Here is a 25,639-nt window from a genome sequence, read left to right as displayed (position 1 = left end):
TTTATTATTATCTGGCATAGCTCTCTATCAACCTGTCCATATCCCTTGAAATCTTGCTATCCGTTATTTGAGCATAAATCTGTGTACTCGCAATGGAAGCATGTCCCATCATTTTGGCGATACTTTCAATCGGCACTCCTGCTTCCAATGTCAGCGTGCCGAAAGAATGGCGACCGACATGAAAGGAAAGTGGCTGTCGAATACCACAAGCCAAGCCAATAGCCTTGAGGTGCATACCTATCTGTATTCTACTCATCGAGGTTGCAAAGATAGGACTATCCTCTTTCTTGTCTTTCAGTGGGTAAAGCGAGAGTATCTGCTCGGCTATCGGGTGCAGTGGCGTGATGCTCTCTACACCTGTCTTTTTTCTGTCCTGACGGATATAGCGTATTCCGGCATTGTTCGTCTGAATATCACAGTACCGCAACTTGCTAACATCAGCAAAAGCTAGACCTGTAAATACCGAGAAGAGAAACAGCCTCCGCACAAATTCCGCCTGTTCATTTTGCAAGGGCATAGCCAATAAACGGGCTATATCCGTCTTACTCAAACAGCGGATTTTTCGTTCCACTCGCTCATACTTGGCTTCCTCAAAAGGGTTATAACGAATGGTTTGCTGACTCACAGCCCTATACATCAAACGACTTAACCAAAAGAGATTTTGTTTTGTTGAGGACAAGGCATAGCCTTTTCTTTTGAAGTGGATACGATAATCTTCGAAAAACTCCATTGTGAGAGTTGTAAGTGGAATATCTGAATCTCCTTTACTCTCCACAAACAATTCCAGCTGCCTATGATAGCTACGGCATGTTTGATAGGTGCTTAAAGTTCTCGTAGATTGGACTATCGACAATACCTCTCGACTAAGAGCAAGTAACGTGGTCGGATTTGCTCCAACACCTTGTAAGTGTTTTTTAAGCAACTCGGCACTCACTGCCCCAAATTGTAATAGCAGCGTATTGTAACCCTGCTCAATCTTCTCACGAAACGATTGCAAGCGTTGGTTCTGTTGTTTATCATTGGTTTCTTGTCGTTTTACACTCCAATCGCTGGGCGAAGTGGTTTCTCCTGTGGACATTACCACTTTTGAACCGTCTATCGTAATACGGCAAAGGATAGCCGTAGTGCCATCTGTTCTCAATTTACTGCGATTGATATAGAATAGAATATTGAATGTACTACGCATAATCTCAAAGGCTAAGGGTTAAATCTTCGGTGAAAGAGAGGAAGCGACCAAATTCGTCAAATACTTTCTTCGGTGTTACATGGGCATAACGCTCGGTGGTTTCAATCTTGCTATGACCAAGCATTTTACTCACGGTTTCTATCGGCACTCCATTCTCCAAGGTTATCAATGTTGCAAAGGTGTGCCGTCCTATATGTGCGGTCAAGGGAATGGCAATCCCTGCTCTCAGTTGTAGGGCTTTCAGGAGGAAACTGTAGGTTTCGTAACTGATAGTCGGCAAAAGCGTGTCCCGTTCATCCGAATGGAATGTATCAAGCAGAGCAACGGCTTGGGGCAGAAGTTTTACCCGACAAAGGGTATTAGTCTTTTGTCTTCTGAATTTAAGCCACATAGCCCCTGCATCATCCTGCACAAGATGTTCCTTGTGCAGATTCTTCATATCGCAAAAGGCTGTGCCTGTGTAGCAGGTGAACAGGAAAAGGTTACGGGCGAGTGTCAGTTCTGTTTCATCCTCCTCTAATCTAACTTGCCTTATCCTGTCCAAAGAAGCTCTATCCAAAGCTCTCGGCAGTTTACTCTCTCCTCTGTCTATCTTGACAAGGTCAAAGAGAGGACGCTCTATAATGCCCTCGCGAAAAGCCAAACGGCATACTTTCTTGACCGCCAAAGCCATCTTGCGATAATAACTCTGTGAATGACCGTGTTTTCCCACGCTGTATTGATGCAAGCCGTCCAAGAAATCCTCGGTTAGTTGCCCAAAGGTGATGTCGCCGGTATGGTATCGCTCTTGTATAAAGACTTGCAGATGCTTTCGGAGCATGTAATACATCGAGTGCCAGCGTTCCGTAATCTCCACTCCAACCAATTGCTTCTCGTCTTCCACCATTTGGTCATAGCGTTGCAAGAACATAGTGCGGTTCTGCATTGAACCCTGAAACTGTTCCTTGATGTCTTTTGCAGAGAACTCTATACCTCTATCGCAAAGCGTTTGGTACGCTCGTTGTACAGAGAGGAGCAGCTGTTCCAACTTCGCATTGGTTGCCACTGCTGCACGGCTCTTGCCATTCAATCGGCTCTCCCGCACATTCCATAACTTTGGATTGCACGAAAGTTTACTGCTGAATTGCGCCATTGTACGATTGTAGGTTATCCGTCCCATAATCGGAGCCTGCCCCGACTTGTCCAAACCGCTCTTTTTGAGGTAGAGCAAAACCTTCATTTTTCCTTTTTGCATACGCTTCTGTTTTTGTGGGCAAAGTTACCCGTTTTTGAAGCGTTTTCGGTTATGCAAAATGTTGTGAGTCAGTGCATAAACACCATAATATCAAAAATCGACACCACTGTACAAACTGCTTATCGTTACCTCATTTTATTCACACACATTTGGCTAACGATTTGGTAACGTATCTTCTGCACAAATCCACATTTTCTGCACTTTCACCATCAAAGTAGTACACGGCAATAATCCGTATTTCTCACACATTCTCAACCACTTACCATCAATCTACATAAATCAACCTTTTTCTTGCATTTGCCCGATAAAATGTGTACTTTTGCCCATGTTATTGAAGTTTAATAGCAGAAACAAAAGTAAAAAAAGGGCTGAAATCCAAAAGAGGATTCTAGCCCTTAACTTTTATATATAGAAAAAGGTTTACCGGACAGCAATAATTTGTTTTATCTGTCCATCGGTATAGTGTTCAAATGATGTCCTTTTAGGAATGTATTGTCTGATGAGTTTGTTCGTATTTTCGATATTTCCCTTCTCCCATGAAGAATAGGGGTGTGTGGAGTAAACTTTTGTTTTGAGGCGTTGTGCGATGAGCTTGTGGCAGGCAAACTCGCTTCCGTTGTCGGTGGTGATACTATGGATGTTTCCTATGAACGGTGTCATCATGGCCACGACGGTTCTTGCAAGAGCCTCGGCATTCTTTCCCTGTGGCAGTTTCCTCATGAGCAGATAGTCTTTGCTTCGCTCAACGAGGGTGACGATGGCTCCTCGACCGTCTTTTCCGATGGTGGTATCCATTTCCCAGTCTCCGAATCGGGTGCCGTCGGCCTGCGGGTCTCGCTCATCTATCATTATTCTGTCCTTGATAGCCGTGTAGACTACGGGATGGCTTCTTTTGATTTGCTTGAGCTTGTGCCGACAACTCTTGTAGAGTTCTCCTCCACAAGAACGGTCGAAGCGGATATAACTGTAAATGGTTTCGATGCAGACGCACGTTTTTCCATTGTGCAGCATCCACCCTCTGATTTGATCGGGCGACCACTGCTCGTTGACCATCAGTGCGATGATTTCCTTTCGCATGTTAATACTGAACTTGCGAGGCTTACGCATCCGCCGCTTGCGTTCATCGCACTGCTTTTGGGCAACGCCGTAGTGGTAATGATAACGTCCTTTGTTGCGTTTTAACTCGCGGTAAACGGTGCTGTAGTGCACGTTTATCATCTGCAATGTCTTTTATCGATACGTTCTTTTTGAGTAATACAAAAATTGTGTATCTTTGTGCTGAGGTTAATTGATGATATCTCATATACAATACAAAGTTGATTAATCTCTGGGAGATTTCGGTCTCCCTTTTCTTTTTTTGTATTGCTACTGAAATCTTTTTGTCTCGTCGGGGCTTTCAGCCCCTTGCCGACGGTGTTCCCCGAGTGTTTTTCATAGTTCCCTTTTAATAAAAGAGACCATTTCCACTTCTTAGTGGAACTTATGGTGCTATACATCCAAAAATAAAAATGGGAAATGTTTGGCTATTCCAATATAATATTGTATCTTTGCATCCGCATTTCAGAAAGAAGATGCAAGGATTGAACATCGCGGAGTGGAGCAGTTGGTAGCTCGCCAGGCTCATAACCTGGAGGTCATACGTTCGAGTCGTATCTCCGCAACAACGGGAAAGAGGGAATATACACAAACGGTATATTCCCTCTTTCTCGATAAACAAATGTGGCCTTTTTTATCGTTTTTCTTTGTCGCCATTGTCATCTTATTCGATACAATATTGTTCCCAAAAGAAAGAGATTCAACCTTTGTTGCTAATGCACATTGATTGAATCTCTCAGCTATCACTCTATGAACTTCATTACTTTATCGAAATAACGCTGCGTCTTTTCTATACTATACCGCACTCCTCCGTTCCATGAACGAATTGCTTGTTCTATACTGTTCATCGGGTTATAGAAAGATTGGAAAAGAAGAAACATTTCTTTTGATTTCTTTACACTAAATCTATCGCTCAACTTAAACCGTTTCTTCGATCGTCTTTTCGCCAATATCCTGTTACAATCTTTTACCAAAACAGGAGTAATCTGCATAACTCCACACGAATTTCCACTCACGGCACGACTTTTACCCTCACTCTCTACCTGGATAATTGCATCAATGATAGGATTCCAGTTAAAACCGTCATTCGTATTAACTTGTGCATCAACCGTGCCCGGAAGCATTGCTAAAATTAGAAAACATACTACTTTGATTATTCTTTCCATTATTTATTGATTTATGGAACCTGAGTACAGACACAAAGTCATCTATAATACTCACAAAGTTGATACTCAAAGAACCAAACAATACCAACCTTTGGATTCCTGTTAGATACTAAAATGAATATTTCTTACTGTACAATCGTAAGTCGTTATCCTTATACTTTTACCGGTGCAAAGATACACAAAAAGAATGAGATAACCAAAGAAAAGCTCTCCCATCCCTATAGTTTCCAATATTTTAATGATTGGTGAATCGAAGATGAAAGTATTTCAATACAATTAAGAAATATTGTCTCTGGCAGTTCAGTGAATATCGGAGGAAATCATTCTGTCTGTTGTCTGAAGTAGGAGTAGATGGCATCTATAGTAGGGATAGATGGCATCTATACAGCGAGATTATATGCGTAAAGTCCTGAAAGTTGCAGATGAGTGTTAAGTGTTTGGAAATGTGTGAGAAATGCGATTTGATGCAGTGGTTTGCTTGGAGGTGAAAAGTGCAGAAAATGTGGATTTGCGCAGAAGATGCGTTACCAAATCGTTAGTCTAAACCATATCGTTAGTACGAGGTAACGGAAAGCGATTACCACAGCGGTTATAATATCTCGCAAATTGACGCTTATGCGCTGAATAACAATGTTTTGCGTAGCTAAAAACGCTTCAAAATCGGGTAACTTTGCCCATAAAAAAGAAGCGTATGAAAAAAGACAAAATGAAGGTGTTGCTCTACCTCAAAAAGGGCGGATTGAACAAGGTGGGGCTGGCTCCGATAATGGGGCGTATTACTTACGACCGCACGATGGCACAATTCAGCAGTAAGCTGTCGTGCAATCCCAAGTTGTGGAACGTGCGTGAAAGCCGACTGAATGGCAAGAGCCAAGAGGCGGTGGAAACCAATGCTAATTTGGAACGGCTTCTACTCTCGATACAGGAAGCGTATCAAGTCCTCTGTGAGCGAGGTGTGGAATTTACAGCCACAGACATCAAGGAAGCATTCCAAGGCTGTATGCAAGGACGTGTTACCCTGTTGCAACAATACGACAGAATGGTGGAAGAGGCGGAAAAACGTATCGGGACAGACATCAAGAGGCAATCGTTTGCTATCTATCGCAATACACGAAAGCAGTTAAGCCGTTTCATTCTCAACCATTACAAAGTCAAGGATTTGACCTTTACGCAAATCGAGGATGATTTCTTGGACAACTTCCAACATTATGCGAAAAGCAAGCTGGGCTATTCGCAGGCTTACTTTTGCAGGTTAGCCCAATTGGTCAAGAAGACCTGCAAGATGGCTTTCAATGAGGGAATAACGGAACGCCCCATATTGGACTTTGTGAAAATAGAGAAAGGCGATGCAAAGATGCCACGAGCATTAGATAAGGCTTCGTTTGAGAAATTGCAGAGCCTGAAGCTGAATGAATATGAAAAGGAATTGGAGACTGCACGCAATCTCTTTCTCTTCTCGTGCTATACAGGAGTATCCTATTGTGATATGATGTGTCTCAATCAGGAACATCTTTTTCTTGACGATGAGGGCAAAAGTTGGTTGAAGTTTCAGAGACAGAAGACTGATTCTTTAAGTCGGGTTAAATTACTGCCCGAAGCAGAACATATTATTGAAAAGTACAGCTCGGAAGAACGAGATACGCTTTTCCCGAACATCCCTTATACCACTTACCGCTATCTTCTGAAAGGGCTGCAACATCGGGCAGGAATAACAATTCCCATTACCGCACATCTTGCTCGCCATTCGTTCGGTACGCTGACCTTGGAGGCTGGTATTCCGATAGAGAGCATTGCTAAAATGATGGGACATTCGTCCATTGCCAGCACACAAATCTACGCCCAAATCACTGATCAAAAGATTTCCTCGGATATGGACAGGCTGATACAACAAAGGAATATATAGGCTTAAAATGAAAAGAGCTTGTTCCTCATTAATGGAGCAAGCTCTTTCTCTTTATTGTTTCATTTTTAATATCGGGAAAAGATTACCAAGTTCGTCCGTTTCTGTTCTCTCGAAAACTTGAAATCCCATTTTCCTATAGAATGCGAGAGCATTGGGATTTTGTTCGTTTACATCAATATAGCGTATTTTGCATTCGTCAATGGCGAGTCGAATAAGTCTTTTTCCTATGCCTTTTCTGAAATAATCAGGCGAAACAAACAGCATTTCTATCTTGTCGTCTGAGATGCCCATAAACGCAATGGGGCATTCATTGTCATTCACGACAAACAAATCAACCACACTCAATGCTCTTCGACCGTGAGGAATAAGATTCTGAATATCTTGTTCCGTTAGAAAAAGATGAGTTGCTCGAACAGCTCTCTCCCATACGTTTATAAGAGAATCGAGAAGTTCGACTGCTCTTGGTTTATTGATAGGGTAAAATTCTATGGTCATTTTATTTTCAATGCCTGCCTTAAATCTCGGACATATCCGACTTGCATGTACTTCAAATATATCTTTACAAGCGGTTTGGGAAACCATTTCTTAGGCTCTATGTACTCCGTGAAATCAATTGTGGCAGTCTTTTCGTTTCCACTGAAAACACCGCTCCAATGGCCTTTCATATTTTTATTCTCCATATCAAACTCCCAAAGGCAGTTAGGGTCTTGTTTTGTTATTGTAAAAACAGTTCTGCACCCACCTTTCGCAATCTCTACAAATTGCGTATCTGATACGACTTCTATCCTTTCAATATCACTTCTCCATGAGTAATCTGTAAGCGATGTTACGATTTCCCAAACTCTCTGTAAATCGCATGGAAACGTAGCTTTTATGTTTGATGTTACGACCATAAAGTTTAGGATTTCAGAAAATGTCGTTATCTCACAAATTCGTTTTTGTAGAAATCATACGATTGGGCTATCTGTTCGGGGATATTGGCTTTCAGCAATAGAAGCATCTCACGAGTGAATTCCAAATGTCCTACACCATTTGCCGTAACAATATTCTTGTCACTAACGGCTTGTGCTTCCACATATCCAGCTTCATTCGTATATTTCTCACCACCCCATTTTTTGAGTTGGTCGAGACCGTTGCCTGTGTGCTTTACATTGTTCAGGAAACCGTGAGAACAGAGGAATGAAGCACCGTTACATATTGCCCCGACGATTTTACCTTTATCTAAAGCCTCTTGCACCAATGGTGCGACAAGTTTCGCTTCGGACGAATCCCAGCGGTTGCCACCGATAAGTACCAAGGCTGCATAATCTTTCGGCATATTCTCGAAAGAGTAATCGGGCAAGGTTCTGAAACCTCCGATGGAACGGACAGCGTCCGATGTTGGGGCAACGGTATGCACTTCATACTTGATTTCACCTCCCGGTATCACGCCCATGTGAAGAGCCGTAGAGAGAAAAGCCCCCTCCCAATCGGTATATTCATTCAATAAGATAAATAATACTTTCTGTTTCATCATCAGTTCATTTATTTTATTTTCTCTCTGCCATTACTTTCGCTACGGTTTGCCACTCGTCGTTTTCGGTCATTCGCTCTTTTCTCCACAGAAAAGAAGAAGTCGCTATATCAGAGAATACATACCTCATCTTCTCTGTCGTGTTTTCAGTCAGGATAATTTCTTTGCCAACCTTTCGGGCGGTCAGTCGGATAGCCTCGCCCATACAACCATAGAAAATATCCCATGCCATTGTCTCGGGATTAAAAATACGGAGTGTCGTTCCGTATTCGGCATCGGGTTGTTTATTTATCAGGCGTTCCTCACGAGACGGGACGATAAAAAGGTCTTGCACTGCCGTACCGTCCAATACTCGGGAAAATATCCATTCGCCCTTTACCTTTCGTGGTTCGGCATCTTCCAAATGGTCGTTCCACACAATGTCCCATTCGCCTATAAGACCTCCGAAGAAATCATATTCTTCGGGGATTCGCCCATTCCTTGTATTGCTACACAATGCTGTTATAAATTCATTCATCCTAAATGTGATTCGTGCCATATCTTCTTGTTTTAGTCGTTATTCGATTGTCGGTTGGTATGGTTAAAATATGTCGTCATATTTGGCGGAATATGACAACTGTTTTATCAGTCTTTCCAAAACCACCAGTTCAGTTTTTCTTTTTCCCGATGCTCTGGTGGCGTCTGTGCAAAATAAACCGTACATCTGAAAGCGTTACAATACACAACGGTCTTGCACCACTCCAGCATAGTCGTTGGATAAGGTAAAGAGGACTTCGGGGTCTTTGCCTTTCAAGTCGTCAATGGAAGTTATACCTATATTCCACAAGTCGGTGGCAAGCGATTTTCCTATTCCGGGAATTACCGTTAATTCCTTAATGGTCTGCTCTTTGGTCATTGCATCTGACGAACTATATAACAAGGTTTCCCTCGTTGTCAATCTGCCAAAAAGGATTGTAGGCAACCTCGAACACATAGCCGTCTAAATCCTTAAAATAGCCACTGTAACCGCCCCAAAACACTTTCTGCGCAGGCTTCACAATGGTTGCCCCGAGCCGTTCGGCTTCCTGCATCACTGCATTGACTTCTTCCTCCGATGTGGCATTATAGCTGATTGTCATGCCCGAAAAGGACGCCTGCTGATAATTCAGCGTTGTGTCTTTTCCCAATTCTTGCAGTGGATATAATCCTAAAACTATCCCACCCAAAGGGAACAATGCGTAGGCTTCCTGGCTTTGTTGCGATTTCTTCCAGCCTAAGCCCTCGTAGAAAGCCAATGCCTTTTGAAAGTCTTTTACTCCCAATGTGATTAAAGTGAGTTTCTGTCTCATAAGTTGTACATTATTTAATCCGCCACAAAGTTACTCATTCATAGCGAGAAAGACGAATAGAACAGTAAGAAAATATCTCTTACAAATGCTTTATTTCCGATAGTTCTCTTGTAGCAGTCGATTGATGTCGGATAGTCGATAGAGGATTTTCCCTGCGATTTGGGTGTAGGGGATAATGCCCTTGTCCCGATAGTCCTGTAAGGTGCGGGGGCTGATGAAAAGCCGTTCGCAGACCTCTCGCCCCGTGAGATAGATTTCTCCCCCGAAGAGCGGACGGTGCGTTTGGGCAATCTCCCGAAGGCGTTTGCTTACTTCCTTAATGCCTGAGATGAGTTGTTTCATTTCGGGCGTTTCTTTATTTATGATTTCGTGTTCCATAGTCATTGTATTTTTCGGTTCGACTTTTCGAGGAGTGCTTCCACATCCTCTCGTTTGTAGTAGCACTTATGCCCGATTTGAATGAAGGGCAATACGGAAGTATCCCGATAATGCTGGAGCGTTCGTTTGCTGATGTTCAGGATTCGGCAAACGTCCCCGTTGTGCAACAGGTCGAGGACTTCGGGCTTCGTGCCGAATTGTTCTCTCATACAAAGAGCCAACTCTTCGATGCTCTTTTTTAGTTCCTCCCAAGCGGAGGTGTCGATAGCGGTAAATCTCATATCAATATCGTTTTAATTGTCATTTTTACTTCGTTGGATGCAAATGTACGCAGGCGAAATCCTTGTTACCAGACCTGATGAAATCAAGGGAAATACAAGGAAGTCGCAGGCAAATATACAAACATGAATTGCCTAATTCACCCACTTATCTCTAAGTGCGTACTTGTGGCTTCGATACGGTATGAAGTGGCTCTCTTATCAGTGAAAACAGACGCTCCTTTCTTCCTCGAAGAAAAAGTATGCAGGCTTTGGCAATCCGAAGAAGTCGCTTTCCGAGCCGTCCTACTTTTGGTTCTCTTCTTTTGAGCGTTTTTGTCCCAATTTTTCCCGTTTGTGCCGTCCATTTTCGGAGCATTCTTCTGTACCTCGAAGCAACAGCCTCGTAAACCTTGGCGGTATAGGTTCGGCTTTCTAACTTGGTTTCAGCATCCTTTTTCGGGTGAAAGTCCAAAATCAAGCAAACAGAAGAAGTACTAACAATGAAAAGAAACAAGCAAACGAAAAATGCCATAGATACTTTCTTCTTTCACTGTGAAAGGAGATATACAGTGAAAGAGAAAAAGCGAGGAATGGCTTTTTGCTATTTCTCTACCGAGAAGTGCGACAAGGCTCGTCCTCCATGAGTCGACAGCCTTTCCCTTTCACCGTTTGAATCCACTTTTTATTCACACAATAATCATCGAATCAACTTATGAAATCAAGATATTACGACCTCCCCACTATCAAGGCAATACCGATAGCCGACTATCTGCACGCCTGTGGTATCGAGCCTGCCAAGCGTTACAACGGATACGCCCTCTATCACGCCCCCTACCGAGAAGACCCCAACGCCAGCTTGAAAGTGGACTTTCGGCAAAACTTGTGGCACGACTATGGGACAAGCCAAGGCGGAAGCATCATCGACCTCGTGGTGCGGATGCAAGGATGCAATGCCTACGAAGCAATGGCACATCTTGCCGAAGGTAAAGAGGAATGTTTTATTTCCTCGTCCTTTCATCGTGAAACAACCGCTTTCACGACCAATTCTACAAGTACAAGGCGCATTCTCTCCATCAGCGAAGAATTACCCCTGCCTCTACAAAGCTATCTCCGAGAGGTACGGGGGATAGACCTTGTCACGGCAAGCCCTTATCTCCGTCACGTTCGCTACGAAGTAGGAGGACGTGAATACTCCGCCATCGGCTTTGCCAATCGTGCAGGAGGGTACGAACTCCGAGATGACAAGAAGTTCAAAGGCACAATAGCACCAAAGGATATAAGCCTCATTCAAGAGAGTACTTCTGAAACGCCCTGTCTCTTCGAGGGCTTTATGGACTTTCTTTCCCATCTCACGATGAAAAGGGAAGAACCCATTTCGCCTTCCATCGTTCTGAACTCCGTGAGCAATATCCATAGAGCCATCGCCTACCTCCACGAGAAAGGTATCGATTCCGTTCGGGCTTTCTTCGACAACGACCAAGCAGGACGACAGGCTCTTCAAGTTATCCAATCGGCAGGTATCAACGTGGAGGATATGAGCCGACACTATGCTCGATGCAAAGACCTCAATGAGTACCACGTTGCCCAAAGAACAGGGCAAAAACAGGTGATACCACCTCGTAAACGAGGACTTGGACGATAAGGCAAAACAGAGCAAACAACATTATTCTATCATCAGGTATTCAAAGATGCAGGAAATAAAATGTATGCGAATAAACGGCTTTGTTTCGATAGCTACGGCAGTTCCTCAGAACCGCAAGTTTGCAGAGCCAACTTAGAAACAAAGCGTGCAGGCATTCACAGAATGCAGCAGGTAACGAAAGTGAAAGAGATGCTGCGGAAAGGTCATTTCAAGAAATGCCATAGCTCATTAGGGTATTTTCTTCACGCTGCACTCCGTTATCGCTAAAAATACCCTCCTGAGCCAAGGGACTTCGCCCCTTTGGATACCCCTAAATCAATCTTCAAACAATGGGCTACGCCGTATTACATATAGACAAGGCGAGAAGCAACGACTCGGGAAATACCGCTCATATAGCACGGACATATACCCCGAGTAACGTCGATCCTTCTCGCACACACCTGAACAGGGAATTGGTGCAATTCCCTGCAAATGTGACCAACCGTAGCGAAGCGATAGAGCATCGTATCGCCACGGCCGGTATCTACCGAAAGGTTGCAAAGAACCAAGTCAAAGCCCTGCGCTTTATCCTGTCGAGTTCACTGGAGGATATGGCTCGTATAGAGCAGGAAGGACGCCTGTACGAATGGTGTGATGAATTGATGGATTGGCTTCGTTCCACTTTTGGGGCGGACAACGTAGTTGCTGCCACTCTGCACGCAGACGAGGATACTCCCCATATTCACGCCACAGTCGTTCCGATTGTCACGGGTGAAAGACGGAAAGCCAAAGAGGAAGCCGAGAATGGGAAGCGGAAGTACAAGACGAAGAAAAACAAAGTCCGACTTTGTGCCGATGATGTGCTTACGCCCAAGAAACTGGAGCAGTATCAGACGGACTATGCCAAGCGAGTGCAACGGTTCGGATTGGAACGGGGAGTGCACGGCTCGGAAGCCAAGCACCGCACTACGATGGAGTATTACAAGGAAATTCTCAAATCCACGAAAGAGAAGAAAGTCCAAGAAGCAGAACTCACAGCCAAGATAAAGGAGCTGGAGAAGCAGGCAGGCAAGCTCCGTATGAAAGGCACGCTGTACTCCCTCTTTGGCAACTCCGAACTCGACAAGGCAGAGAAACGCATAGAAGACTTAGAGCAGGAAGCCGAACGGCAGCAGTATCTTTCAGAAAAGGAGAAGAATGAAATCCGAAAGGAGGTCGTTCTCTTGCAAGACACGGTCAAGGGAAGGGACAGAGCCATTGCCGAATTGAAAGAGACTGTGCAAGTTTACGAGGAAGAGCGGAATTGGATAAAACGCTTCTTCAGTGGTTTCTACCAGCTTTTGAATATCCGTCTGATGCTCCGAAAGATGGGTTTCTCTGACGACAGGATAGCGGAGATGTATCGCACGGAAACTCCCCAGCGAGGAACGGCTAAAACCTATTCGGGGCTGTACAAGAGAGAGTTTACGGAAGAGGATAGCGAAATCCGTATCATCAAGGATGAGAAGAAACGACCGCTCCTCACCATCAACGGGCTTCCCATTACCAATTGGTGCGAGCAGAAATGGAGACAGCTTATCAATCGCAACCGTTCGCAACGACTGTAATTGAATAGACACGCTTTTTCCTTTCATCGTTGTGTTTCTGTCCCATAAAAACTTTTTAAGAAGAAATTCAAGAAAGAACGCTCACTTTCCCTCGCAAATATGTACCTTTGCAAGTGAAATAGTGAGCGTTCTTTGGCTATTCAAAACAATGTACCTCAATGCACTCCGCTCATTTCTAAATCGTTACCCATACAAGCCGAATAATGCAAAATTGCATTGAATTTCAGGCAATTAACTCCGAGCAGAACTTTTAGTAGGAGTAGATGCTGGTATTTATATAGTTGGGTATAACTCATTATACAAAAACGGGTATAATGAGTAATACTCCCGTGAAGGGAATTTGATATTCCTTATATCTTGTGAGGTGAAATCCTATTGTAAAAGTAGTTGTCCTCTAACTCTTCTGTGACCTGTCTTTAACCTTTTTCATCGATGAGCAACCTAATGACCGGTTGAAACTTAACCAATGGAACGAATAAAGTAAGGCATTATGCAATCGTCTCAGTTTTTTTCTGTACTTTTGCCACACTTTCGATAGGACATCAGTTCAGCATATATATAACAAACAGGATAAAACAACATTCAATATGAAACAGACAAAGATTGTAGCGTCTATCAGCGACCGCCGCTGCGACGTAGAGTTCATACGCAGTCTCTTCCTCGCCGGCATGAATGTGGTAAGGATGAATACGGCGCACGCCACCGAAGAAGGATTGAAAACCATCATCCGCAACACCCGTGCCGTATCGCCCCATATCGGCATACTCATCGACACGAAAGGACCTGAGGTAAGAACCACGGGACTGAAAGCTCCCATCCGGTACAAGACGGGTGAGACGGTGCGTATCTATGGACATCCTGACAACGAGACAGAGCACGACGTCATCAACGTATCTTATCCGCAATTTGTGGAAGATGTACGCGTGGGCGACGATATACTTTTCGACGATGGTGCCATCGACATGAAGATTACGGCACTCGAAGACGACAGCATTGTGGCCGAGGTACAAAACGATGGTGTGCTCGGCGCTCACAAGAGTGTGAACGTGCCCGGAGAACATATCGATCTGCCGGCACTCACGGAGAAAGACCGCCGCAACATCCTGCTGGCCATTGACCAAGACATCGATTTTATCGCTCACTCATTCGTACGCTCGAAAAACGACGTGCTAGCCGTGCAGAAGATTCTTGACGAACATCACAGCGATATCAAAATCATATCGAAAATTGAAAATCAAGAAGGCGTAGACAATATCGACGAAATCATAGAAGCCTCCTACGGCATCATGATAGCTCGCGGCGACTTGGGCATTGAGGTGCCTATCGAAAAGATTCCGGGCATACAACGCAACATCATTCGCAAGTGCGTAAAAGCCAAGAAGCCTGTTATCGTGGCTACACAGATGCTCCACACAATGATTGATAATCCGCGCCCCACGCGTGCCGAAGTGACCGACATCGCCAACGCTATCTATTATCGCACCGACGCACTTATGCTGAGTGGTGAAACGGCCTCTGGAAAATATCCATTGGAAGCTGTGCGCACCATGGCCGCCATTGCAGAACAAGCGGAATGCGATAAGCTGCACGAGAACGATATAGAAGTGCCGCTTACGAACCGTGACGACCAACGCGAGTTCCTGGCCAAGAGTGCTATCGAAGCCACAGAGATATTGGGCGTGAAAGGCATCATTACTGACAGCGAAACGGGTCGTACTGCCCGCAACCTGGCTGCCTTCCGAGGTCCCAATCCCGTGTTGGCCATCTGCTATAAAGAGAAGCTGCAACGCGAACTCAACCTCAGCTATGGCGTTATATCCGTTTATCAAAAAGCTCATCTCAGCTCTCACGATATGTTAGTGGCTGCCGTTCGCATGCTGAAACAAAAAGGTTATGTGGGCAACGACGATAAGATTGCCTATCTAAGCGGTACCATTGGCAACGGACCGGGCACCACGTTTCTCGAAATCAACAAGGTGAAAGAGATATTCAACAAACTCTACACCCACCACTTGCCTTGTACATCGGTAGAATAAGTTACGCGAGTTCGGGATAAGAGAATCTCATCTAATAGCCCCAAAGAGGCTTACAGTCCGATAGCCTTATCCCGAACTCGCGTATGTGTATGTAAACGTTCTTTATCGTTCTGTTTTGAGCATTCAGACGGCTTCCAAGTAGTTGGAAATCCGTTTTGAGAGCTTTTTCCGGCTTCCAAGTAGTTGCGCGAGTTCGCGATAAGAAAATCTCATCCAATAGCCTCTTTGGGACTTACGGTTTGGATAACTTTATCCCGAACTCGCGTAATAAGTTAGGAAAACTGTCCCACGATAAAGCCCTCTTGATAGTCGGATGTAGACTTTCAAGAGGGCTTTATCATACCACTGATTCAATGAGCAGTAGTAAAAACTACTTCATCTTTTCTCTTTGGAAGCAAAAAAAGAGTTTACTTATTTCACTTTATCCACAATAGCTTTAAAGGCCTGAGGGTTATTTACGGCCAGGTCGGCAAGAACCTTACGGTTAATTTCAATGCCGGCTTTGTGGAGTGCACCCATCAACGTGGAATAGCTCATGTCTTCCATGCGGGCGGCAGCATTGATACGTTGTATCCAAAGTGCACGGAAATTGCGTTTCTTTAAACGTCTGTCGCGATAAGCATACGTAAGGCCTTTCTCCCAAGTATTCTTGGCTACTGTCCAAACATTCTTTCTGGCACCGTAGTAACCACGGGTCAGCTTTAATATTCTTTTTCTCTTTGCTCTTGAAGCAACATGATTGACTGATCTTGGCATAATTTTCTTACTTTAAAATGTGAGACAATGGATTTAACGAAGACACAGCAAGTCACGTACCTGCTTCATGTTTGCCTGATCAACAATCGTCTGGTGAGTCAGGTTTCTTTTCTGTTTCTTGGTCTTCTTAGTCAGAATGTGACTGTGGAAAGCACGATGTCTCTTTACTTTTCCTGTACCGGTGAAATGAAATCTCTTCTTTGCACCGGAGTTTGTCTTTTGTTTTGGCATTGTTTTAAATTTTAATTGTTATTATATACCATGGCAACGCATATACCGAGCGTTACGCATGTCTTTTTTTATTCGCCTTGTAGTTTTTTCAGAACATCTTCGCCATTCTTGGCATTAGCAAAAAGTCCTCCATTGTCAGAAGTTCCCTCTTTTTGCACAGTATTTTCTCCACTCATGGTCTCAGCATTTCTCTTCTCACGGTCTAATTTCTGCTGGCTCTTTTTCGCAACACCGGCTTTCTTAGGAGCAATGAAGAGAAACATCTTTTTACCTTCCAAGCGCGGCATCTGTTCTACCTTGCCATATTCTTCCAAATCGTTTGCAAAGCGGAGTAACAAGACCTCACCTTGTTCTTTGAAAAGAATGGAGCGACCACGAAAGAATACGTATGCTCTTACTTTATTACCATCTTCGAGGAATTCCTTGGCATGTTTTAACTTGAAATTATAGTCATGGTCATCAGTTTGAGGACCGAAACGAATCTCTTTGACTTCTACTTTTACTTGCTTAGCTTTCAGTTCCTTAGCTTTCTTTTTCTGTTGATAGAGGAACTTGGAATAGTCAATGATGCGACAAACGGGTGGTTGTGCATTCGGAGAAATTTCCACGAGGTCAACCCCCTGCTGACGCGCCATATCAAGAGCTTGGCGTGTAGGGACAACTGTTGAACCGTCTTCTCCTACAATACGAACTTCCCGTACATGAATCTGTTCGTTCACACGGTACTGATTTGTCATTCTGTCATTCTTCATTCAACTATTTCATGATAAACGGATGCAAAGGTATGGATTTTAGGACAATCAGCCAAATTTATTGAGACTTTATTTCTTATGAGGAATTAATTTATATAGCGCCACGGATAATTATGAAAGTTTTTTATACCTTTGCAAGAGGCTTAGGTTGAAATCAATCGGCCGACTATCAGAAATTGGTTATAGATTCAAAAAATGGTAATAGATTATCGGAATGTAAGTATCTTCCAGGAAGATGTTGAGATATTAAAGAACGTTTCCTTGCAAGTAAACGACGGCGAATTTGCGTATATCATAGGGAAAGTAGGGTCGGGAAAAAGCTCACTTATCAAAACCATGTATGGTGAACTTGATATTTATACATCGGAAAAGGCCGAAGTGTTGGGTAAAGACATGGCTACTCTTAGGCGAAAGGAGATACCTGCGTTACGAAGAGAGACGGGTATTATCTTCCAAGACTTCCAGCTACTGCATGACAAAACGGTATATCAAAATCTTCGTTTTGTTTTAGAGGCTACGGGCTGGAAAGACAAAACAAAGATAGATGAACGAATAGAGAACGTGTTAGCCGATGTAGGCATGACAGAAATGAAAAACAAGAAACCTCATGAATTATCGGGGGGTGAACAGCAACGTATCGCCATTGCCAGAGCCATACTCAATAATCCTAAAATGATATTAGCAGATGAACCTACAGGTAACCTCGACCCTGAGACGGCTTTGCATATAGTTGGATTGTTGAAAAGTATTAGTGAACGGGGTACTACAGTCCTCATCACCACGCACAATATTCATCTGATAGATAAGTTTCCCGGTACGGTATATCGGTGTGATAATGGAGAACTGAAGAATGTAACCCATGAATACAAGAAAGTTGCCACCCTCGAAAAATACAAAAGCTGGGATGGCAATAACCATTAAACAAAAAAGAACATGAAAGTAATGAAATTCGGAGGAACGTCGGTAGGTACTCCGGAACGCATGAAACACGTAGCCTCACTCGTGACGAGCTCGGGAGAGCCGACATTCGTTGTATTATCGGCGATGTCGGGCACTACCAATGCACTCGTTGAAATCTCTGATTATCTTTATAAGAAGAATACGGAAGGTGCCCACGAGGTTATCAACAACCTCGAAAAGAAATATATGCAGCATGTGGAAGAGTTATACATGACAGCAGAAATGAAAGAGAAAACACGGGCTTTCCTAAGTAAACAGTTCGATTATCTTCGCTCATTCACAAAAGAGCTCTTTACAAGCTTCGAGGAAAAGAGCATCGTAGCTTGCGGTGAGGTCATCAGCACGAATATGATTATCAATTACCTAAACGAGCAAGGAGTAAAAGCCCTGCTGATAGATGCTCTCGACTTTATGCGCACAGACAAAAATGCTGAACCGGACTTACCTTATATCAAAGAACATCTGACAACTATTATGAAGCAGAATGTCGATTACCAAATTTATATGACACAAGGCTTTATCTGTCGGAATGCCTACGGAGAAGTAGACAATCTACAACGTGGCGGTTCGGACTATACTGCTTCTTTGGTAGGTGCAGCACTCTCTGCTGACGAAATACAGATATGGACAGACATAGACGGCATGCACAACAACGACCCGAGAATAGTGGAGAAGACTGAGCCTGTGCATCATCTGAACTTTGAAGAGGCAGCAGAATTAGCTTATTTTGGAGCAAAGATACTACACCCTACATGTGTGCAACCGGCTAAGTTTGCGGGTATCCCTGTTAGACTAAAGAACACCATGGCCCCGGAAGCAGAAGGAACACTCATTGACAACATAACAAAGAAAGGAGAGATAAAGGCAGTTGCAGCCAAAGACAATATTACTGCAATTCAGATAAAGAGTAGCAGAATGCTGCTGGCAACAGGCTTCCTTCGCAAAGTATTTGAGATATTCGAACACTATCAGACCCCCATCGATATGGTTTGTACATCAGAAGTAGCCATATCCATGAGTATAGATAATGATACCCACTTAACAGAAATAGTAGACGAATTGAAGAAATATGGTACAGTGACAGTGGATACAGAATTGTGTATTGTATGCGTTGTGGGCGATTTAGATTGGCACAATGTGGGATTTGAGACACGGGCTGCAGACACGATGAAAGACATACCCGTCCGTATGATTAGCTATGGTGGAAGCAACCATAATATCTCGTTCTTAATAAAAGCTGAAGATAAGGCGCAGGCTTTACAGAGCCTTAGTAGGTCGTTGTTTCCGTGATGTACTATTCCCATCCGTACTCCGATAAATCAAACAAGAAACCCTTATATATAATAAGGTGTACGAAAATTCATCACATGTGCTCCCATCATTTAATAAGAACCGCATAAAAACATGTTAGAACTCGACACGACAACAATCACTTTAAGTACTGCACTCATTTTCCTTTCCATTATTACCCCCATGATTAGTATCAGCTTCCGCAAATTTAGGAACCGTGTGGAAGAATCAGAGGAAGACTTTGCATCATGCCCTCCGCTGTCGGTTGTTGTTACTTCCTACAACAATGCTGAAGAATTGAAACAGGTACTACCCCATATTCTATCACAAAAATATACTTCGGGGTTCGAGGTCATCATCGTAACTGACATGGCAGATAAGGCTTCAGAAGACGTTATCAACCGATTTTGTGAAGACAAACGCGTGCGTTCTACATTTCTTCCTACCACGTCGCGTTATATGAGTAAATACAAATTGGCTATTACGTTGGGTGTAAAAGCTGCGAAGAACGATTGGGTAGCGCTGATAGATACTTCATGCACACCTCATACTGACCAATGGTTAACGACCATGGCACGTAACTGCAAAGAAGATATCAATATCGTTATGGGTTATTCGGCTTATGGAGAGGATGTCAAGTCATATCTTCGGTTTGCCCATATCTACAAGGAACTATACCTGTTGAGAAAAGCACAACAATCTATTGCCTATACTACAGACAGTCGGAATATTCTGTTCCGCAAGAGTGCTTTCCTTGCGGAGAATGGCTTCCAAGGTAATCTGAAATTTACAAAAGGAGAATACGACTTCCTTATCAACAAATTTGCACAATACCACTCTACAGCTATTGAACCCGAAGAAGACGGTTGGCTCATAGAAAATCCCACGCGTAAAGAGTGGCTACACAAACAACTTTATTATCAAGAGACCCGCCGGCATCTCTTTCGTTCTGCAGCTATGAGAGCCGTATTCAACATGGACATGACAGTCCTATATTTTAACTACATTGCGATAATAATAGTCACAGGAGTTGCCTTGCGAGAGATGAACACGATACTCCTCTCTGCTACGGCTTTGGCTATGGTTATTACGCTCACGTTACGGATTATCTTCATCAAAAAGGCATTCAGACGGTTCGACACCAACATCTCCCTTGGGGCTATTATTCCTTTTGAGCTGTCCATCATATGGCATCATCTCTACTACCGAGTCAAGTACTTAATGACCAACCGAAACAATTTTATCACTCACAAGATATAGCACAGATGCGAATATTGCATTATCTGCATATGACAATGCAGGCAGAGGAAACCCTGATGCTTCAACTGTCAAGATTAGGAGGGCATAGCGGCTCTTCGATAGAACAGCACATTGTCACGACAGATAATACAGCTTCAATCCCAACAAAGAATCTTTTTATCCACTATCTTAGCGGTATAGGTCATCATACTTTCATTTCCTCATTCTCTATCAAACGCCTTTACTTTCAGATACTCAGCGAGGTTTTACCCGACATCGTGCATGTACATGGCGCATGGGATTACTCTATCTATCAAATCATACAATATTCACGACAGAAAGGCTTTATCGTGGTCTACTCGCCCGACAAGGGATTAGAACCATCTATCATCAGTATTGATTTTTGGAAGAAGAAACTGCCGCGTCTTATTGCTTATCAGTTTCGTGCCGTAAGAAAGGCTGATGCTCTGCTCGCCGTTTCCGCTACGGAACGCAAACACTTAGAGGAATTAGGATGGAACAGACGCATAGGGCATCTTCGCTTATCGATTTCCCCAGAGGAAACCAATACTCCACAACTGTACTCACAGTATCTTGCATTTTATGCAAGAGTATTAAATAGTAACATTCGCCGTTTCATGACCTTGAATGCATGGGATGCCTTTACTGCACTCCTTTATGCAGGATGCCGGCAAAGCGATGCTCCCAATATGTTGTCTGCGGAATATTTATCTCGTCTGCATTCCCTTCACTCACAGGAATGGAACTGTCTGCAGGTCTTTGCCGCAGCAGAGGGAGTGTCCGGTCAGATAGCAAGAGGTGTGGAAATGCTACGATTACAAATGCCTGCACTTGCCCCATCTGTCCTCGCCGTGCTACCCTCTTCGACGTATCGACCGCTGTTTCCAACAGGAAGTCCGGTGAAGGAAGACACCCTCTGTGAAGCATTGGCATCAACAAAGAAAATGGTAGAGAACAAAAAACTGAAGTTTGCTCACCTATCTGAGTTATACATTGCCCTGCGATATACAGAATACGATGAAGACAAGCTCATGGCATTATTGCATCGACATCGACTGATAAACTTTACAGCCGGTCTTCTACAAATTCTCTACGAATACATCTTGTTAGAAGAAGGCTACATGCCGCTTCCACCATCACACAACCGCCATGCAGATATCATACGCAAATGTCTCACTAAAACAAATAAATATTATGAAACATCCTTATGACATCGAACGCGATATGCGTTATCTACAGTTGCTCGCACAGTCATTCCCCACAGTGGCTGATGCCAGCACGGAAATCATCAACTTGCAGGCAATACTCAACTTGCCTAAGGGCACAGAACATTTCTTGGCCGACATACATGGTGAATCTGAGGCCTTTCAGCACGTGCTTAAAAACGCATCAGGTAATATCAAGCGAAAAGTAAACGACCTTTTTGGCAACGAATTGCGAGAGAGTGAAAAGAAAGAATTGTGTACACTCATCTATTATCCCGAACAGAAGCTCGAACTCGTCAAGGCACAAGAAGAAGATATCAACGACTGGTATCACATCACGCTGCACCAATTGGTGAAAGTCTGTCGCGACGTTTCCAGCAAATATACCCGCTCAAAAGTACGCAAGTCGTTGCCATCAGACTTCAGCTACATCATACAGGAATTACTGCACGAGCGTGCAGAAGATTCCAACAAGACAGCCTATGTGAACGTGATTACCGACACCATCGTCTCTACAGGACGTGCCGACGATTTCATCATCGCCCTCGCACATGTCATACAACGGTTGGCCATCGACCAACTCCACATTCTTGGCGACGTTTACGACCGCGGCCCGGGAGCCCACATCATCATGGACACGCTCGAACGATACCATAGCTGGGATATTCAATGGGGAAACCACGACATACTCTGGATGGGTGCTTGTGCAGGCAATGATGCTTGTATTTGCACCGTCATCCGCCTGTCGTTGCGCTATGGCAACCTCTCTGTCATTGAAGACGGCTACGGCATCAACCTCCTCCCCCTCGCCACTTTTGCTATGGAAACCTATGGCGATGACCCCTGCACGGAGTTCATTCCCAAAGTCTGCGACGGACTCGATGAAAAAACCATACGTCTTGCCTCACTCATGCACAAAGCCATTGCCATCATGCAGTTCAAGGAAGAAGCCAAACTCTTCGAGAAGCATCCCAAATGGAACATGAAAGACCGAGAAATGCTCAACTTCATCAACTACGAGACAGGAGAATGCACCATCGACGGGAAACCCCTCAAGATGTCTAGCAACCATTTCCCCACCATCGACCCCAAGAGGCCGAACGTGCTCAGCAAGGGCGAAGAAGAACTGCTCGAGAAGCTAAGAAACTCTTTTCGGTTAAGTGAGAAGCTCCATCGACATATCCGCATCCAGCTCAACCATGGCTGCATGTATTCGGTCTATAACAACAACTTGCTCTTCCATGCCTCCGTACCGCTCAACGAAGATGGCTCCCTGAAAGAAGTGGAAATCTATCCCGGACGAAAATACAAAGGAAAAGAACTGATGCACAACATCGGCATCATGATACGCACAGCGTTCCAGTCCGACTCCGATGCCAAGGAGCGTCGCTATGCCATCGACTACTTTCTCTACCTCTGGCTGGGCAAAGACTCACCTCTCTTCGACAAGGCCAAGATGACCACCTTTGAGCGATATTTCTTCAAAGACAAAGCCATCTACCACGAAGAGAAAGGCGTATACTTCAAACTGCGCGACAACGAGGAGGTGGTAGACCGCATACTTGATGCGTTCGACGTGAAAGGCACCAACCGCCATATCATCAACGGACACGTGCCCGTGCATGTGGTCAAAGGTGAAAATCCCATCAAGGCCAACGGAAAACTGCTCGTTATCGACGGCGGTTTTTCCGAAGCTTACCATCAGGAGACAGGCATTGCCGGATACACCCTTGTTTACCACAGCCGCGGACTGCAACTCGTGCAACACGAACCATTTACCAGTGCTGCCGATGCCATCAAGCGAGGTACCGACATCAAGAGTACCACACAGATTGTAGAGATGTCCGCTCATCGCATGCTGGTAGCCGATACCGACAAGGGGGTGGAGTTGAATCAACAGATTAAGGATCTTGAGGAATTGCTTTATGCCTACCGTCACGGCTATATCAACGAACGGGAGCCGAAGAAATAACCCGCCGTTGTGAATCAAAACAGGAGGACACTTTTAGTCCTCCTGTTTTCTTTTCAATCCAAGCAGGCATTTCTTTGAGTATTTCTGCCAAGGTCGGAATCACAATCTAATCTAACTTAAAGTGAATTCGCCGAACTCACGTATAAGTAATTCTAATTTTTTGGTGCTCGCAGTTGAACTGCAAGAAGCAAAATAAAAAAGTAACGCTCGCAGTTGAACTGCAAGAAGCAAAATAAAAAAAGTAACGCTCGCAGTTGAACTGCAAGGAGCAAAATAAAAAAAGTAGCGCTTGCAGTTGGACTGCAAGGAGCAAAACAAAAATTTTAGTGCTTGCATACCTTATGCAAATGCCAAAATAAAAAATTGGGTGCTTGCATAGCCTATGCAAATGCCAAAATAAAAAATGGAGTGCTCGCATAGCCTATGCAAATGCCAAAATAAAAAATTGGGTGCTTGCATAGCCTATGCAAATGGTAAAATAAAAAAATGGTGCTCGCATAGCTTATGCAAATGCCAAAATAAAAAAAATGGTGCTTGCATAGCCTATGCAAATGGTAAAATGTAAAAAAAGGGCGCTTGCAGAGCTTATGCAAATACGCGAGTTCGGGATAAGACTATCGGACTGTAAGCCCCGAGGGGGCGTAAGACCTTAGGCAGGGTGTGGAGCTCGAAAGAGTGAAACCCCTGATAAGCATGTGTGGAAAGATGAACCCCGTAGAGGTGATGGAGGATGGCGGGTTAGTGTTCTGTCGCCCCTTTGGGGCTATTAAATAAGATTCTCTTATCCCGAACTCGCATAAGGGTTAGATAGATGAGATAGAGTCCGGTTAGTTCCTCGATAGAAAGAAAATGCGGCCGCTTCTCTTGAGGTGAGAAACGGCCGCATATAGAAATACGATGTGTAGGGTAGGGGATTAGTTGTTTACCGATCCTCCTACAATGTCGAGCAATTCGTTGGTGATGGCCTGCTGACGGCTCTTGTTGTATTGCAGGTTTAACTCGCGCAGCAACTCATCGGCATTATCCGTTGCTGTCTGCATGGCGACCATACGTGCGGCATGCTCGCTGGCCTTACTGTCTAACAGGGCAGTGTACAACATTAAGTGCAGCTGTTTGGGAATGAGCTGGGTGAGGACGGTGGGCAGGTCGGGTTCTACGAGGAAGTTGTCATTCAGCGGCACGACCTCTTCCACTATCCGTTCCTTACTCTTGCCCTTTTTCTTCAGGTATTCCTGCGCCTTGGCTGTGGCGATATTCGATGACAGGTCGCGGTCGTTGTCGCGGCCGAGTTCCGTACTAATATCGATGGGTAGGAAAGTCTTGCGGGTCAGAATCTGCGAACCGGCACTCTTAAAATGGTGGTAAATCATCTCCACCTTGTCATACTCACCTTCCACAAACCTCTCGGCAATGCGCTTGGCTATATCCCGACAGTCGACGGCACTGGGCTTCTCGGCCAATTCGAGGTAGTCGCCGGCAGAGGGAAGCCCCATCTTGGCTACTCGTTCGGCTACTTTGCGGCCGATAGGGTAAACGGTGATATCGCTGATGCCCTGTGTCCGATAGTCTTCAACTGCGTGCTGTAGCATTTTCAAGATGTTGGCATTGAAGCCTCCGCACAAGCTGCTGTTGCTGGAATAAACCACCAGTGCTACCCTGCGAATGTGCTTCCGTTCTACGTTGAAAGGCGTTTGCACCTCGGGAACGGAGGCAAGGAACGATTTTAGAATATGCTCCAACTCACATTCGTAGGGCAACATATTCTCAATCATTACCTGAGCATGGTGCAGTTTGCTCGAGGCTACCATTTTCATAGCACTGGTTATTTTGCGCGTGCTATTGACACTGGCTATCCTTGTTTTTATCTCTTTGAGCGACGGCATAGG

Annotated in this window: 27 protein-coding genes and 1 tRNA gene; 12 read left to right on the top strand and 16 right to left on the bottom strand. The window is 44.3% G+C overall.

The annotated features are described in order from the left end of the window. Positions 1–7 precede the first annotated feature (7 nt). The 3 genes from HMPREF0658_RS03545 to HMPREF0658_RS03535 all read right to left on the bottom strand — a co-directional run bounded on the left by HMPREF0658_RS03545 (position 8) and on the right by HMPREF0658_RS03535 (position 3,638). Positions 8–1,186 carry a site-specific integrase gene (locus tag HMPREF0658_RS03545; RefSeq protein ID WP_006948572.1) on the bottom strand — a complete coding sequence of 393 codons (1,179 nt, stop codon included), beginning with the start codon at positions 1,184–1,186 and terminating at the stop codon, positions 8–10. Between the two features lie 4 nt (positions 1,187–1,190). Beyond that, positions 1,191–2,420: a site-specific integrase gene (locus tag HMPREF0658_RS03540; RefSeq protein WP_006948570.1), complete on the bottom strand. Its 1,230-nt coding sequence runs from the start codon at positions 2,418–2,420 to the stop codon at positions 1,191–1,193. Positions 2,421–2,840: 420 nt separating this feature from the next. Then, positions 2,841–3,638 carry an IS30 family transposase gene (locus tag HMPREF0658_RS03535; RefSeq protein ID WP_006948568.1) on the bottom strand — a complete coding sequence of 266 codons (798 nt, stop codon included), beginning with the start codon at positions 3,636–3,638 and terminating at the stop codon, positions 2,841–2,843. Positions 3,639–4,008: 370 nt separating this feature from the next. Here HMPREF0658_RS03535 and HMPREF0658_RS03530 point away from each other — a divergent pair. Continuing rightward, positions 4,009–4,081: transfer RNA gene (locus HMPREF0658_RS03530), tRNA-Met, on the top strand. A gap of 177 nt (positions 4,082–4,258) precedes the next feature. On the opposite strand, the gene HMPREF0658_RS03525 is transcribed toward HMPREF0658_RS03530, so the two are convergent. Continuing rightward, entirely contained in the window at positions 4,259–4,681 is a 423-nt protein-coding gene (locus tag HMPREF0658_RS03525) for a transglycosylase SLT domain-containing protein (protein WP_006948565.1), read from the bottom strand. 691 nt (positions 4,682–5,372) lie between these two features. Here HMPREF0658_RS03525 and HMPREF0658_RS03520 point away from each other — a divergent pair. Beyond that, positions 5,373–6,584, top strand: a complete 1,212-nt coding sequence (locus HMPREF0658_RS03520) for a site-specific integrase (protein ID WP_024990991.1) — start codon at positions 5,373–5,375, stop codon at positions 6,582–6,584. 51 nt (positions 6,585–6,635) lie between these two features. On the opposite strand, the gene HMPREF0658_RS03515 is transcribed toward HMPREF0658_RS03520, so the two are convergent. From HMPREF0658_RS03515 to HMPREF0658_RS03480, 8 genes are all read right to left on the bottom strand, one after another. Further along, the gene (locus HMPREF0658_RS03515; protein ID WP_006948562.1) at positions 6,636–7,079 is read right to left on the bottom strand and encodes a GNAT family N-acetyltransferase; all 444 of its coding nucleotides are present in this window, start codon (positions 7,077–7,079) and stop codon (positions 6,636–6,638) included. Beyond that, positions 7,076–7,477: an SRPBCC family protein gene (locus HMPREF0658_RS03510; RefSeq protein WP_006948561.1), complete on the bottom strand. Its 402-nt coding sequence runs from the start codon at positions 7,475–7,477 to the stop codon at positions 7,076–7,078. Before HMPREF0658_RS03510 ends, HMPREF0658_RS03515 begins: the two co-directional genes overlap by 4 nt. Before the next feature lie 26 nt (positions 7,478–7,503). Beyond that, on the bottom strand, positions 7,504–8,097 hold the full coding sequence (locus HMPREF0658_RS03505) for a type 1 glutamine amidotransferase family protein (RefSeq protein ID WP_374188087.1): 594 nt from the start codon (positions 8,095–8,097) through the stop codon (positions 7,504–7,506). A 16-nt stretch (positions 8,098–8,113) separates the two neighbouring features. Then, the gene (locus HMPREF0658_RS03500; RefSeq protein WP_024990992.1) at positions 8,114–8,614 is read right to left on the bottom strand and encodes a hypothetical protein; all 501 of its coding nucleotides are present in this window, start codon (positions 8,612–8,614) and stop codon (positions 8,114–8,116) included. Between the two features lie 195 nt (positions 8,615–8,809). After that, positions 8,810–8,992, bottom strand: coding sequence for a helix-hairpin-helix domain-containing protein (locus HMPREF0658_RS03495; RefSeq protein ID WP_006948558.1), 183 nt, complete (start codon positions 8,990–8,992; stop codon positions 8,810–8,812). A gap of 13 nt (positions 8,993–9,005) precedes the next feature. After that, positions 9,006–9,425, bottom strand: coding sequence for a VOC family protein (locus HMPREF0658_RS03490; protein ID WP_006948557.1), 420 nt, complete (start codon positions 9,423–9,425; stop codon positions 9,006–9,008). A 90-nt stretch (positions 9,426–9,515) separates the two neighbouring features. Continuing rightward, positions 9,516–9,803, bottom strand: coding sequence for a helix-turn-helix domain-containing protein (locus HMPREF0658_RS03485; protein WP_024990993.1), 288 nt, complete (start codon positions 9,801–9,803; stop codon positions 9,516–9,518). A gap of 2 nt (positions 9,804–9,805) precedes the next feature. After that, complete coding sequence (locus HMPREF0658_RS03480; RefSeq protein WP_006948555.1) at positions 9,806–10,084, bottom strand: helix-turn-helix domain-containing protein; 279 nt, start codon at positions 10,082–10,084, stop codon at positions 9,806–9,808. Positions 10,085–10,563: 479 nt separating this feature from the next. On the opposite strand from HMPREF0658_RS03480, the gene HMPREF0658_RS11495 reads away from it, so the two are divergent. The 5 genes from HMPREF0658_RS11495 to pyk all read left to right on the top strand — a co-directional run bounded on the left by HMPREF0658_RS11495 (position 10,564) and on the right by pyk (position 15,327). Further along, a complete protein-coding gene (locus HMPREF0658_RS11495; RefSeq protein WP_006948553.1) occupies positions 10,564–10,707 on the top strand; it encodes a hypothetical protein in 144 nt (47 codons plus the stop codon). Positions 10,708–10,775: 68 nt separating this feature from the next. Further along, positions 10,776–11,705 (top strand): toprim domain-containing protein, encoded by a 930-nt coding sequence (locus tag HMPREF0658_RS03470; RefSeq protein ID WP_006948552.1) that lies wholly within the window; start codon positions 10,776–10,778, stop codon positions 11,703–11,705. 60 nt (positions 11,706–11,765) lie between these two features. Then, on the top strand, positions 11,766–11,972 hold the full coding sequence (locus HMPREF0658_RS10895; protein ID WP_023939354.1) for a hypothetical protein: 207 nt from the start codon (positions 11,766–11,768) through the stop codon (positions 11,970–11,972). Between the two features lie 62 nt (positions 11,973–12,034). Then, complete coding sequence (mobV, locus tag HMPREF0658_RS03465; protein WP_006948550.1) at positions 12,035–13,291, top strand: MobV family relaxase; 1,257 nt, start codon at positions 12,035–12,037, stop codon at positions 13,289–13,291. A gap of 587 nt (positions 13,292–13,878) precedes the next feature. Further along, the gene (pyk, locus tag HMPREF0658_RS03460) at positions 13,879–15,327 is read left to right on the top strand and encodes a pyruvate kinase (RefSeq protein WP_006948549.1); all 1,449 of its coding nucleotides are present in this window, start codon (positions 13,879–13,881) and stop codon (positions 15,325–15,327) included. Between the two features lie 411 nt (positions 15,328–15,738). Here the strand turns inward: pyk and rplT are convergent, their stop codons facing one another. The 3 genes from rplT to infC all read right to left on the bottom strand — a co-directional run bounded on the left by rplT (position 15,739) and on the right by infC (position 17,066). Next, positions 15,739–16,083: a 50S ribosomal protein L20 gene (rplT, locus tag HMPREF0658_RS03455; protein ID WP_006948548.1), complete on the bottom strand. Its 345-nt coding sequence runs from the start codon at positions 16,081–16,083 to the stop codon at positions 15,739–15,741. Positions 16,084–16,116: 33 nt separating this feature from the next. Continuing rightward, a complete protein-coding gene (gene rpmI / locus HMPREF0658_RS03450; protein WP_006948547.1) occupies positions 16,117–16,314 on the bottom strand; it encodes a 50S ribosomal protein L35 in 198 nt (65 codons plus the stop codon). 68 nt (positions 16,315–16,382) lie between these two features. After that, entirely contained in the window at positions 16,383–17,066 is a 684-nt protein-coding gene (gene infC / locus HMPREF0658_RS03445; RefSeq protein ID WP_006948546.1) for a translation initiation factor IF-3, read from the bottom strand. Between the two features lie 195 nt (positions 17,067–17,261). Between infC and HMPREF0658_RS03440 the strand changes: the two genes are divergently transcribed. From HMPREF0658_RS03440 to HMPREF0658_RS03420, 5 genes are all read left to right on the top strand, one after another. Further along, entirely contained in the window at positions 17,262–17,987 is a 726-nt protein-coding gene (locus HMPREF0658_RS03440) for a cell division ATP-binding protein FtsE (protein ID WP_006948545.1), read from the top strand. A gap of 12 nt (positions 17,988–17,999) precedes the next feature. Continuing rightward, on the top strand, positions 18,000–19,316 hold the full coding sequence (locus tag HMPREF0658_RS03435) for an aspartate kinase (protein WP_006948543.1): 1,317 nt from the start codon (positions 18,000–18,002) through the stop codon (positions 19,314–19,316). Positions 19,317–19,430: 114 nt separating this feature from the next. After that, a complete protein-coding gene (locus HMPREF0658_RS03430) occupies positions 19,431–20,576 on the top strand; it encodes a glycosyltransferase (RefSeq protein ID WP_006948542.1) in 1,146 nt (381 codons plus the stop codon). Positions 20,577–20,632: 56 nt separating this feature from the next. Then, entirely contained in the window at positions 20,633–21,787 is a 1,155-nt protein-coding gene (locus HMPREF0658_RS03425) for a glycosyltransferase family protein (RefSeq protein ID WP_139047706.1), read from the top strand. Continuing rightward, on the top strand, positions 21,771–23,753 hold the full coding sequence (locus HMPREF0658_RS03420; RefSeq protein WP_006948540.1) for a fructose-bisphosphatase class III: 1,983 nt from the start codon (positions 21,771–21,773) through the stop codon (positions 23,751–23,753). The genes HMPREF0658_RS03425 and HMPREF0658_RS03420 overlap by 17 nt, the downstream gene beginning before the upstream one ends. Positions 23,754–24,667: 914 nt before the next feature. Here the strand turns inward: HMPREF0658_RS03420 and HMPREF0658_RS03415 are convergent. Further along, the gene (locus tag HMPREF0658_RS03415; protein ID WP_006948539.1) at positions 24,668–25,636 is read right to left on the bottom strand and encodes a F0F1 ATP synthase subunit gamma; all 969 of its coding nucleotides are present in this window, start codon (positions 25,634–25,636) and stop codon (positions 24,668–24,670) included. Positions 25,637–25,639: the final 3 nt, after the last annotated feature.

It is taken from the genome of Hoylesella marshii DSM 16973 = JCM 13450, from assembly GCF_000146675.1.
Taxonomy (GTDB): Bacteria; Bacteroidota; Bacteroidia; order Bacteroidales; family Bacteroidaceae; genus Prevotella; species Prevotella marshii.
The sequence above is the reverse complement of the archived record's forward strand: the minus strand, read 5'-3'. Positions and strand labels throughout refer to the sequence as shown.

Excerpts from the sequence above, each read along its gene's own strand:
- HMPREF0658_RS03545 (WP_006948572.1), bottom strand. The coding sequence starts at position 1,186 with ATGCGTAGTACATTCAATATTCTATTCTATATCAATCGCAGTAAATTG.
- HMPREF0658_RS03540 (WP_006948570.1), bottom strand. The coding sequence starts at position 2,420 with ATGCAAAAAGGAAAAATGAAGGTTTTGCTCTACCTCAAAAAGAGCGGT.
- HMPREF0658_RS03535 (WP_006948568.1), bottom strand. The coding sequence starts at position 3,638 with ATGATAAACGTGCACTACAGCACCGTTTACCGCGAGTTAAAACGCAAC.
- HMPREF0658_RS03525 (WP_006948565.1), bottom strand. The coding sequence starts at position 4,681 with ATGGAAAGAATAATCAAAGTAGTATGTTTTCTAATTTTAGCAATGCTT.
- HMPREF0658_RS03520 (WP_024990991.1), top strand. The coding sequence starts at position 5,373 with ATGAAAAAAGACAAAATGAAGGTGTTGCTCTACCTCAAAAAGGGCGGA.
- HMPREF0658_RS03515 (WP_006948562.1), bottom strand. The coding sequence starts at position 7,079 with ATGACCATAGAATTTTACCCTATCAATAAACCAAGAGCAGTCGAACTT.
- HMPREF0658_RS03510 (WP_006948561.1), bottom strand. The coding sequence starts at position 7,477 with ATGGTCGTAACATCAAACATAAAAGCTACGTTTCCATGCGATTTACAG.
- HMPREF0658_RS03505 (WP_374188087.1), bottom strand. The coding sequence starts at position 8,097 with ATGAAACAGAAAGTATTATTTATCTTATTGAATGAATATACCGATTGG.
- HMPREF0658_RS03500 (WP_024990992.1), bottom strand. The coding sequence starts at position 8,614 with ATGAATGAATTTATAACAGCATTGTGTAGCAATACAAGGAATGGGCGA.
- HMPREF0658_RS03495 (WP_006948558.1), bottom strand. The coding sequence starts at position 8,992 with ATGACCAAAGAGCAGACCATTAAGGAATTAACGGTAATTCCCGGAATA.
- HMPREF0658_RS03490 (WP_006948557.1), bottom strand. The coding sequence starts at position 9,425 with ATGAGACAGAAACTCACTTTAATCACATTGGGAGTAAAAGACTTTCAA.
- HMPREF0658_RS03485 (WP_024990993.1), bottom strand. The coding sequence starts at position 9,803 with ATGGAACACGAAATCATAAATAAAGAAACGCCCGAAATGAAACAACTC.
- HMPREF0658_RS03480 (WP_006948555.1), bottom strand. The coding sequence starts at position 10,084 with ATGAGATTTACCGCTATCGACACCTCCGCTTGGGAGGAACTAAAAAAG.
- HMPREF0658_RS11495 (WP_006948553.1), top strand. The coding sequence starts at position 10,564 with ATGAAAAGAAACAAGCAAACGAAAAATGCCATAGATACTTTCTTCTTT.
- HMPREF0658_RS03470 (WP_006948552.1), top strand. The coding sequence starts at position 10,776 with ATGAAATCAAGATATTACGACCTCCCCACTATCAAGGCAATACCGATA.
- HMPREF0658_RS10895 (WP_023939354.1), top strand. The coding sequence starts at position 11,766 with ATGTATGCGAATAAACGGCTTTGTTTCGATAGCTACGGCAGTTCCTCA.
- mobV (WP_006948550.1), top strand. The coding sequence starts at position 12,035 with ATGGGCTACGCCGTATTACATATAGACAAGGCGAGAAGCAACGACTCG.
- pyk (WP_006948549.1), top strand. The coding sequence starts at position 13,879 with ATGAAACAGACAAAGATTGTAGCGTCTATCAGCGACCGCCGCTGCGAC.
- rplT (WP_006948548.1), bottom strand. The coding sequence starts at position 16,083 with ATGCCAAGATCAGTCAATCATGTTGCTTCAAGAGCAAAGAGAAAAAGA.
- rpmI (WP_006948547.1), bottom strand. The coding sequence starts at position 16,314 with ATGCCAAAACAAAAGACAAACTCCGGTGCAAAGAAGAGATTTCATTTC.
- infC (WP_006948546.1), bottom strand. The coding sequence starts at position 17,066 with ATGAAGAATGACAGAATGACAAATCAGTACCGTGTGAACGAACAGATT.
- HMPREF0658_RS03440 (WP_006948545.1), top strand. The coding sequence starts at position 17,262 with ATGGTAATAGATTATCGGAATGTAAGTATCTTCCAGGAAGATGTTGAG.
- HMPREF0658_RS03435 (WP_006948543.1), top strand. The coding sequence starts at position 18,000 with ATGAAAGTAATGAAATTCGGAGGAACGTCGGTAGGTACTCCGGAACGC.
- HMPREF0658_RS03430 (WP_006948542.1), top strand. The coding sequence starts at position 19,431 with ATGTTAGAACTCGACACGACAACAATCACTTTAAGTACTGCACTCATT.
- HMPREF0658_RS03425 (WP_139047706.1), top strand. The coding sequence starts at position 20,633 with ATGCTTCAACTGTCAAGATTAGGAGGGCATAGCGGCTCTTCGATAGAA.
- HMPREF0658_RS03420 (WP_006948540.1), top strand. The coding sequence starts at position 21,771 with ATGAAACATCCTTATGACATCGAACGCGATATGCGTTATCTACAGTTG.
- HMPREF0658_RS03415 (WP_006948539.1), bottom strand. The coding sequence starts at position 25,636 with ATGCCGTCGCTCAAAGAGATAAAAACAAGGATAGCCAGTGTCAATAGC.